At 73.9% G+C, this 8,476-nt stretch carries 9 protein-coding genes; 8 read left to right on the plus strand and 1 reads right to left on the minus strand.

The genetic code is table 11. From position 1 onward, the window contains the following. On the minus strand, positions 1-494 hold a 494-nt coding region (locus D8M35_RS14165), incomplete at its 3' end, for a siderophore-interacting protein (protein ID WP_148113381.1). A 57-nt stretch (positions 495-551) separates the two neighbouring features. Here D8M35_RS14165 and D8M35_RS14170 point away from each other — a divergent pair. The 8 genes from D8M35_RS14170 to D8M35_RS14205 all read left to right on the plus strand — a co-directional run. Continuing rightward, entirely contained in the window at positions 552-1,229 is a 678-nt protein-coding gene (locus D8M35_RS14170) for a heme oxygenase (biliverdin-producing) (protein WP_126892429.1), read from the plus strand. A 128-nt stretch (positions 1,230-1,357) separates the two neighbouring features. Beyond that, complete coding sequence (locus tag D8M35_RS14175) at positions 1,358-4,009, plus strand: phosphoenolpyruvate carboxylase (protein WP_126892430.1); 2,652 nt, start codon at positions 1,358-1,360, stop codon at positions 4,007-4,009. A 110-nt stretch (positions 4,010-4,119) separates the two neighbouring features. Next, positions 4,120-5,337, plus strand: a complete 1,218-nt coding sequence (locus D8M35_RS14180; RefSeq protein WP_238638247.1) for a multidrug effflux MFS transporter — start codon at positions 4,120-4,122, stop codon at positions 5,335-5,337. A 57-nt stretch (positions 5,338-5,394) separates the two neighbouring features. Further along, a complete protein-coding gene (locus D8M35_RS14185; protein ID WP_126892432.1) occupies positions 5,395-5,733 on the plus strand; it encodes an STAS domain-containing protein in 339 nt (112 codons plus the stop codon). Beyond that, positions 5,730-6,149, plus strand: a complete 420-nt coding sequence (locus D8M35_RS14190) for an ATP-binding protein (protein WP_126892433.1) — start codon at positions 5,730-5,732, stop codon at positions 6,147-6,149. Before D8M35_RS14185 ends, D8M35_RS14190 begins: the two co-directional genes overlap by 4 nt. A 124-nt stretch (positions 6,150-6,273) precedes the next feature. After that, the gene (locus tag D8M35_RS14195; RefSeq protein ID WP_126892434.1) at positions 6,274-7,239 is read left to right on the plus strand and encodes an AraC family transcriptional regulator; all 966 of its coding nucleotides are present in this window, start codon (positions 6,274-6,276) and stop codon (positions 7,237-7,239) included. 38 nt (positions 7,240-7,277) lie between these two features. Continuing rightward, positions 7,278-7,862, plus strand: a complete 585-nt coding sequence (locus tag D8M35_RS14200) for an alpha/beta hydrolase (RefSeq protein WP_126892435.1) — start codon at positions 7,278-7,280, stop codon at positions 7,860-7,862. A 106-nt stretch (positions 7,863-7,968) separates the two neighbouring features. Beyond that, a partial coding sequence (locus tag D8M35_RS14205; protein ID WP_148113382.1) for a hypothetical protein occupies positions 7,969-8,476 on the plus strand: 508 nt, incomplete at its 3' end.

The following is an 8,476-nucleotide window of genomic DNA, read 5'->3' on the forward strand; positions in this document are numbered from 1 at the left end:
TCGGCGGGCATCGCGGCGAGGGCCGCACCGATCGCGGGCAGCGCGCTGTCGTCGCCGAGCAGGACGTGGGTGACGGACGGGTCCGGTGCCGGTGCGTACCCGCCACCGGGACCGGACAGGGCGAGGAGGTCACCGGGCTCGGCGGCGGCGGCCCAGGGCCCGGCGAGGCCCTCGTCGCCGTGCACCACGAAGTCGATCGCGATGGTCCCGGCGACGTGGTCGACGGAGCGGACCGTGTACGTCCGGCGCGCGGGCCGCTCGTGCTTCGGCAGGGACTCGCGCAGCGCCTCGAGGTCGTAGGGCGGTGTCAGGCCGCTCGACGGCGGTGCGAGCAGGAGCTTGACGTACTGGTCGGTGGCGCCGAGTCGGTCCGGGTCGGCGCCGTCGACGAAGTCCCGGAAGGCCGGGCCGCCCAGGTGGACCCGGACCATGTGCGGGGTCAGGCGCTCCGTCCGCTCGACGACGAAGACGTGCTGGGTGCGCGTGGGACTCATCCTGGGATTCCTCTTCCGGTGCTCGACCTTGCCAGCTACTGAGGTTAGCCTCACCTCATGAGTCCGACCGTGACGCCGTTCTCCGAGCTCCTGCGCCGGCGCTCCCGCACCGCTGCGGGCCCGGCCGTGTGGACCGGGGGTGCGCACGACCTGCTCGCGGGGGAGTGCGACGTCGCCGACTACGCCGACCTGCTCGGCCAGTACGCGGTCGTGTACGACGCCCTCGAGCGCGCGGCCGAGCGGATGGCCGACCACCCCGTCGCCGCACCGTTCGTCACGACGCAGCTCACCCGGATGCCGGCGATCCGCGCCGACCTCGAGTACCTGGTCGGACCCGACTGGTCCGAGCTCTGCTGCCCGACCGCGGCGACCACCGCGTACGTCCGTCGCCTGTGCGCCGTCGCGGCGACCTCGCCCGGGGCGTTCGTCGCGCACCACTACACCCGCTACCTCGGCGACCTGACCGGCGGCCCCACCCTGGCGCGGCTGCTCGAGGACCGGTTCGGCTTCGACACGAACGGTGTGCTCTTCACGATCTTCGACCAGGTGGCCGATCCCGCGGCGTTCGAGGACACCTACCGGGCGCAGCTCGACGCGGCACCCTGGTCCGACGCCGAACGCGATGCCGTGCTCGCCGAGGTCGAGCTGGCGGCGAGCCTGGACCGGGCGCTCGTGGCGTCGGTGCGTCGCCCGACGGCCGAGGACGACCGCGCCGCGTCGCTGCTCCCCGCCTGACCGGCTGCTGCTCCCCACCCGACCGCGTCGCCCGCGGTCCGTCCGGACGGTCGTCGTCACGTGCCCGCGCGCGCCGGTACAGTGCTGGAGACCCGGGACACGGTCCCGGCGCAACGTGAGAGGAACCCATGACGGCGATCGACGGATCGACGCGCCACGGGCGCGCACGGGACGACGTCAGCGGCGCGGTCGACAGCGACCTGCGCGCGGACGTCCGGTACCTCGGCAACCTGCTCGGGCGGGTGCTGCGGGAGACCGGTGGCGACGAGCTGCTGCGCGACGTCGAGAGCCTGCGCGCCGCGGTCATCGAGGCGTACGAGGGCTCCGACGCCGATGGTGCCGCCCGGGCCGAGGCGATCGTCGCCGGCATGTCCGCCGAGCGGGCCGAAGCCGTCGCCCAGGCCTTCACGACCTACTTCCACCTGACGAACCTGGCCGAGGAGCACCACCGCGTGCGCGTCCTCCGCGCCCGCGGTGACGACGGCGGACTCCCGGGCGACTCGTTCCCCGCCACCTACGCCTCACTCGTCGAGCAGGTCGGCGAGGACGAGGCCGCCGCGCGGCTGGCCGACCTGCGCTTCCACCCGGTGCTCACCGCACACCCGACCGAGGCCCGCCGTCGCGCGGTGACCACGGCGGTGCGCCGCATCACGGACCTGATCGACGAGCGCGACCGCTCCCGCAACGCCACCGCGCGCGCCGAGAACGAGCGTCGGCTGCTCGAGGAGATCACGACCCTCCTGCGCACCTCGCCGCTCCGCACGACCCGCCCGACCCCGCTCGACGAGGTCCGCACGGCGATGAGCGTGTTCGACCAGACCCTGTTCGAGATCGTGCCGCAGGTCTACCGCCTGCTCGACGACCGGCTGCTCGGGGACGACGCCGGTCGGGTGCCGGTGACCGCCCCGGCCTTCGTGCGCTTCGGCACGTGGATCGGCGGCGACCGGGACGGCAACCCGCACGTCACCGCCGCCGTCACGAAGCAGGCCGCCGACATCGCCGCCGAGCACATCCTGCTCGGCCTCGCCCGCGCTGCGACCCGCATCGGCTCGGCACTGACGCTCGACGCTGCCGAGACCCCCGCGGACGCCGGCCTGCAGGCACTCGTCGCCGCACAGGAGCAGCTCGACCCGGGCATCGCCGAGCGCATCGGCGTCCGCGCCCCGAACGAGACCCACCGCCGCGCACTGCTCTTCGTCGCCGCCCGCCTCCGCGCCACCCGCCGCGGCCAGGACGGCCTGGCGTACGGCAGTCCCGAGGAGCTCCTCGCCGACCTCCGGGTGATCCAGGCGTCGCTCGTCGCCGCCGGTGCGGTCCGGACGGCGAACGGCGACCTGCAGAACCTCGTGTGGCAGGTCGAGACGTTCGGCTTCCACCTCGCCGAACTCGAGGTGCGCCAGCACTCCCAGGTGCACCGCACCGCGCTGGCCGAGATCCGCGCCGGTGGCGAGCTGTCCGAGACGACCGAGGAGGTCCTCTCGGTGTTCCGCACCGTCGCCGACCTCCAGCAGCGCTACGGCGTCCGGGCGGCGCACCGCTACATCGTCTCCTTCACGCAGTCGGCCGCCGACCTGGCGAACGTGCACGAACTCGCCCGGGCCGCCTGCGGTGACGCGGCCCCCGTGCTCGACGTCATCCCGCTGTTCGAGACCTTCGCCGACCTGCACGCGAGCGTCGACATCCTCGACGAGGCCGTCCGCACCGAGCCGTTCCAGCGGCGGCTCGCGGCGACCGGGCGACGGCTCGAGGTCATGCTCGGCTACTCCGACTCCTCGAAGGACGTCGGCCCGGTGTCGGCGAACCTGGCGCTGTACGACGCCCAGGCGCGGATCGCCGACTGGGCGCGCGAGCACGACGTCGAGCTGACGCTGTTCCACGGCCGCGGCGGGTCGCTCGGCCGTGGCGGCGGTCCGGCGAACGAGGCCGTCCTCGCGCAGCCGCCGGGGTCGATCGACGGCCGGCTCAAGCTCACCGAGCAGGGCGAGGTCATCTTCGCCCAGTACGGCGACCAGGACATCGCGGCCCGACACCTCGAGCAGATGGCCTCGGCGACGCTGTTCGCGTCGTCCCCGTCGAACGAGGAGCGCACGGCCGTCGCGGCGACCCGCTTCGCCGACCTCGCGCAGCAGCTCGACGACGTCTCGCGCCGCGCCTTCTACGACCTGGTGAAGGCCGACGGCTTCGCGCCGTGGTTCGCCCGCGTGACCCCGATGGAGGAGATCGGCCTCCTGCCGCTCGGCTCCCGCCCGGCCCGACGCGGCCTGAGCGTCGAGTCGCTCGAGGACCTCCGTGCCATCCCGTGGGTGTTCTCGTGGACGCAGGCGCGCATCAACCTGGCCGGCTGGTACGGCCTGGGTTCCGCGCTCGAGGCCGTCGGCGACGTCGACGCCCTGCGCGCCGCGTACGCCGAGTGGCCGCTGTTCGGCGCGATGATCAAGAACGTCGAGATGTCGCTCGCGAAGACCGACGAGCAGATCGCCCGCCGCTACCTCGAGCTCGCCGACCGCGACGACCTCGCCGCGAAGGTGCTCGACGAGATGCTGCGCACCCGCGAGTGGGTGCTGCGGGTGTCCGGCGGCAGCGACGTGCTCGAGGACCGCCCGGTGCTCGCCCGTGCCGTGCGTCTGCGCAGCCCGTACGTCGACGCACTGTCGCACCTGCAGCTCCGTGCCCTGCGGGCGATCCGGACCTCCGGCAGCACCGACCCGACGGACGGCGACCACCGCCTGCTCCTGCTCACCGTCAACGGCGTGGCGGCCGGCCTGCAGAACACGGGCTGAGCCCGCTGGTCGCGGACGCGACCACGAGACGAAGGGGAGGCGCGGTGCCGGACGGTACCGCGCCTCCCGACCGTCGTCGGGTCGATCCGCACGGGCGTAGCGTGGCGTCGGTGACGACGGAGCGCGCGGGGACCGGACCGACGACCTCGACGAGCGGGGCCCTGCCGCCGATCGTCCCGCTGGCGCTCATCGTCGGGGTGTCGCCCTTCGCGACGGACATGTACATCCCGGCGCTGCCGACGATCGCGCGCGAGCTCGGGACGACGCCGGGCGTCGTGCAGTTGTCCCTCACGGCGTTCCTCGTCGCGTTCGCCGTCGGGCAGCTCCTCGCCGGACCGGTGAGCGACGGGATCGGACGTCGGCCGCTGCTGCTCGTCGGGACCGCCGGTTTCGCGCTGGCCTCGATCGGGTGCGCGCTCGCGCCCGACGCCGGCACCCTCGTCGTCGCCCGGGTGCTGCAGGGGCTCGCCGGAGCGGCCGGAGCGGTGGCCGGGCGCGCGATGGTCTCCGACACGACGACCGGACCGCGGACCGCGAAGGTGTTCGGCACCCTCGCCGCGATCAACGCGATCGGCCCCGTCGTCGCACCGCTGGCGGGCGGTGCCGTGCTCACGGTCGGCTCGTGGCGCCTGATGTTCGTCGTCCTCGCGGTGCTCGGCGCGGCCTTCACGGTCGCGGTCGTCCTGCGCTTCGGGGAGACCCTGCCGCCGGCAGCGCGGGGCGGCACCGGGTTCCGTGCGAACGGGCGACGCATCCGCGACCTGCTCGCGATCGGGCGGTTCCGGGCGTACGTGCTGACGGGGGTGCTGTCCACGATCGGGTTCTTCGCCTACATCGCGACGAGCTCGTTCGTGTTCCAGCAGCAGTACGGCTTCTCGGAAGCGCTGTACACGCTCGTGTTCGCCACGAACGCCTCGATGATGGTCGTCACGACGCTCGTGTTCCGGCGCGTCGTCGGGCGGTTCTCCGAGGACACCCTGCTGACCGCCGGTCTCGCCACGGGGACGCTCGGCAGTGCGGTCGTGCTGGTCGCCGCCCTCGCCGGGCTGGGGCCCGTGCCGGTGTGGTGCGCGCTCGCGGTGGTCACGGGCGCCTGGGGGTTCGTGCTCCCCGCGGCGATGACCCGGACGCAGCACGTCGGCGCTGCGCACCCCGGGACCGCCGCCGCGCTGCAGGGCGGTCTGACGTTCGGCCTCGGTGGGCTGGGCACCCCGCTCGCCGGTGTGCTCGGCGGGACCGCGACCGCCATGGGGGCGGTGATGGCGACGCTCATGGCGGCAGCCGTCGTCGTCCAGGTCCTCGCGACGCGGCGAGGCCGTACCGCTTGACGGCTCGCACCCGGTAGGTTGCTGGGTGCACCCGCACCGAACCGAGGAGGCCCCTGCATGGACATCGTCGTACACGAGGCAACAGACGACACCGCCGTGCTCGAGTGCAGCGGACGACTGAACATGGTGAGCGCGGGTGCCTTCCGCGAGACCGTCGCGAAGGTCGTCGAGGGCGGACGCGCGCGTCTGGTCGTCGAGCTCTCCGGCGTCGAGTTCATGGACTCGTCCGGACTGGGCGCCCTGGTCGGCTGCCTCAAGACCGCTCGGCAGGCCGGGGGAGACCTCCGGCTCGCAGCCCCCTCGGAGCAGGTGCAGATGGTGCTCAAGCTCTCCAACATCGACAAGATCCTGCGGACGTACCCGGACGGGGACGCCGCGGTGACGAACTGGGGATGACGGTGACCAAGGCCAAGGGCGAGCACGTCCTCGACCTCGCCTGCCCGCCCGACGACGTGACGGCGGTGCACACCTTCCTGTCCTCGGTGTGGGACCACGAGCCCGACCTGTCCCAGGAGGACCGGATGGCGCTCGAGCTCGCCCTCGTCGAGCTCGCCTCGAACGTCATCGAGCACGGCGCGGGCGGTGGTCGCGTGTCCTGTTCGCTCCGGATGGACGTCGGCCCCGACGACGTCACGGTGTCGCTGTCGGACGACGGCGTGCCCGTGCTCGTCGACCCGTCGGCGGCGTCCCTGCCCGAGGCGCTGGCCGAGGGCGGCCGTGGGCTCGCGCTCGTGCAGATGGTCGTCGACGACCTGCGCTACGAGCGGGTCGACGACCGCAACCGCTGGACCGTCCGCCGCGGGCGGCACTGACGCCCGATCGTCCGGTCCGCGCGCCGGACCGCCCATCATCCGGTTCCCGCACGGCGGGAGCCGGTCCGCGCACGCGCCGCCGACGCGCGTGCCGATCGGCGGTCGTCGTGACACGCTCGGCCAGGTGACGACCGAGACGCGCGCAGACACGCGGATGCGCTACGAGGCCGCGGGCACCGACCTGGGTGCGGCGCTCCAGCTGTTCTCCGACGCGTACGACGGCGCGCACTTCGCGGCCCGCCACACGTCGCGGACCTTCGGCTACCGCTTCAAGGCGGTCGGAGACGCCTCGATGTCCTTCCGGTCGACGCACTTCGACGCGCAGGCGACGGGTGAAGCGTCGTCCGGCGACGACTACGCCGTCATGTGGACGACCGACGGCGGCGGCACGGTCGACGTCGGGCGCGACGAAGCGTCGTTCGCACCGGGGCACGCGCTGGTGTTCCCCGCCGGTCGACCGTTCGTGTTCGAGGTCGAGGACGTCCGCCAGAACCTCGTGCACTTCGACCGGCGGTTCCTCGAGGGCATCGCGGCCGAGGAACACGGCGGCAGCGCGGGCGCGATCGTCTTCGACCACACCGCCCGGCCCGAGACCGACGACCTGCGGCTCTGGAACGCTCAGGTGCGCCGGGCAGCGCAGGTCGTCCTCGGCGCGACTGCGCCGTCGCCGCTCGTCATGGCCGAGACCGCTCGCGCGACCGCCCTGGCGATGCTCCGGACCTTCCCGCACGAGCAGCTCGCACCCGAGGTGACGATGCCGCAGGGCGCGACGAGCCGCGTCCGCGAGGCGATCGAGTACATGCACGCCTACGCGCACACCCCGATCACCACCACCGACGTGGCCGAGCACGTCGGGCTCAGCGTGCGTGGCCTGCAGCAGGCGTTCCAGCGCCAGGTCGGGACCGCGCCGAACGCGATGCTCCGCGGCATCCGGATGGACCGAGTGCGGGAGGAACTCCGTCGGGGTGCCCCCGCCGAGCTCACCGTCGCCGCCGTCGCCGTCCGGTGGGGCTTCGCGCACCTCGGTCGCTTCTCGGCCGCGTACGCGAAGCGCTTCGGCGAGTACCCGCGCGACACCCTGCACGCCTGACGCCCGTGGTCGCCGGCCGCCCCGCTACGCTTCCCGGGATGGAGGAGCAGCTGCGCCCGGCGGACCGGCACCCGTGGGTCGTCGTCCCGGGCATCTGGGGATCGGACGCCGAGCACTGGCAGTCCCGCTGGCAGGACGAGCGTGGCGAGGCCGCCGTGCGCATCGCGCCGTCGTCGTGGTCGGAGCCCGAGCCCGACGACTGGGACCGCGCGATCTCCGTGGCCGTCGACGCCTGCGCGCGGCCGCCGTTGCTCGTCGCACACAGCCTCGGCGTCCTGGCGGTCGCCCGGTGGCTGGCGGAGCACGCCGCAGGGCACGGTGCCGGGCGGGTCATCGGCGCGTTCCTCGTGGCACCCCCGGACCCGGACGCCACGGTGTTCCCCGCCGAGGCCGCCCGCTTCCACGCCCCGCAGCGGGCCGTCGCGGTACCGACCGTGCTCGTGGTCAGCGACGACGACCCGTACTGCTCCGCCGACCGCGCCGTCGAGTTCGCCGGCGTGCTCGGGTCCCGGGTGCTCCGCGTGGGGGACCGGCAGCACGTGAACGTGGCCAGCGGCGTCGGCGCCTGGCTCGAGGGACGGCGCATGCTCGACGGCTTCGCGGAGTCGCTCCCGAGGCCGTGACACGCCGCTCACCTCCGGCCCGGAACGTGACGTCCGAGGGCTCGGGATGCGCGACACACCGCGGATCTCCCCGCTCCCGGCCCGTGTGATATCTATCCTGCGTCACATGGAGACCCAGCCCGGTGCACGCACCCCCCTCGTCGACCCGTTCGGTCGCGAGCTCGAGGAGTGGCTCCGAGACGTCCCGGCCACCCGCGCGCCGTACCTGGCGGACCTCGTGGTGCCGCCGGTCACGGGTCCCGTGCAGCGCCCGGTGACGACGGACGCCGTCCCGGAGCAGCCCGCCGCCGACACCGAGCTCGCCGACGCCGAGGTCGCCCACACCGAGCTCGCCGACACCGCGCGGCCGGCAGTCGCGGAACCCGCCGACACCACCGCCTTCCGCCGCCGCGACCGTGCACGGCACGTCGCCGTCTGCGCCCCGTCGTTCCCCGAGCCGCCCGCCCGCATCGCGTTGCGCATCGAGGACCTGGCGGTCGAGGTCTCCGCCACGAGCGGCCGCAGCACGATCGAGCGCATCGTGCTGCTCGAGGACGAGGTCGCCCGCCGCGACGAGGACCTCGCACGCCTCGCCGCGTGGGAGGCCACCGTCGCCCACCTCGACGACGCCGAGG

The organism is Curtobacterium sp. HSID17257, from assembly GCF_003989515.1.
Lineage (GTDB): Bacteria > Actinomycetota > Actinomycetes > Actinomycetales > Microbacteriaceae > Curtobacterium.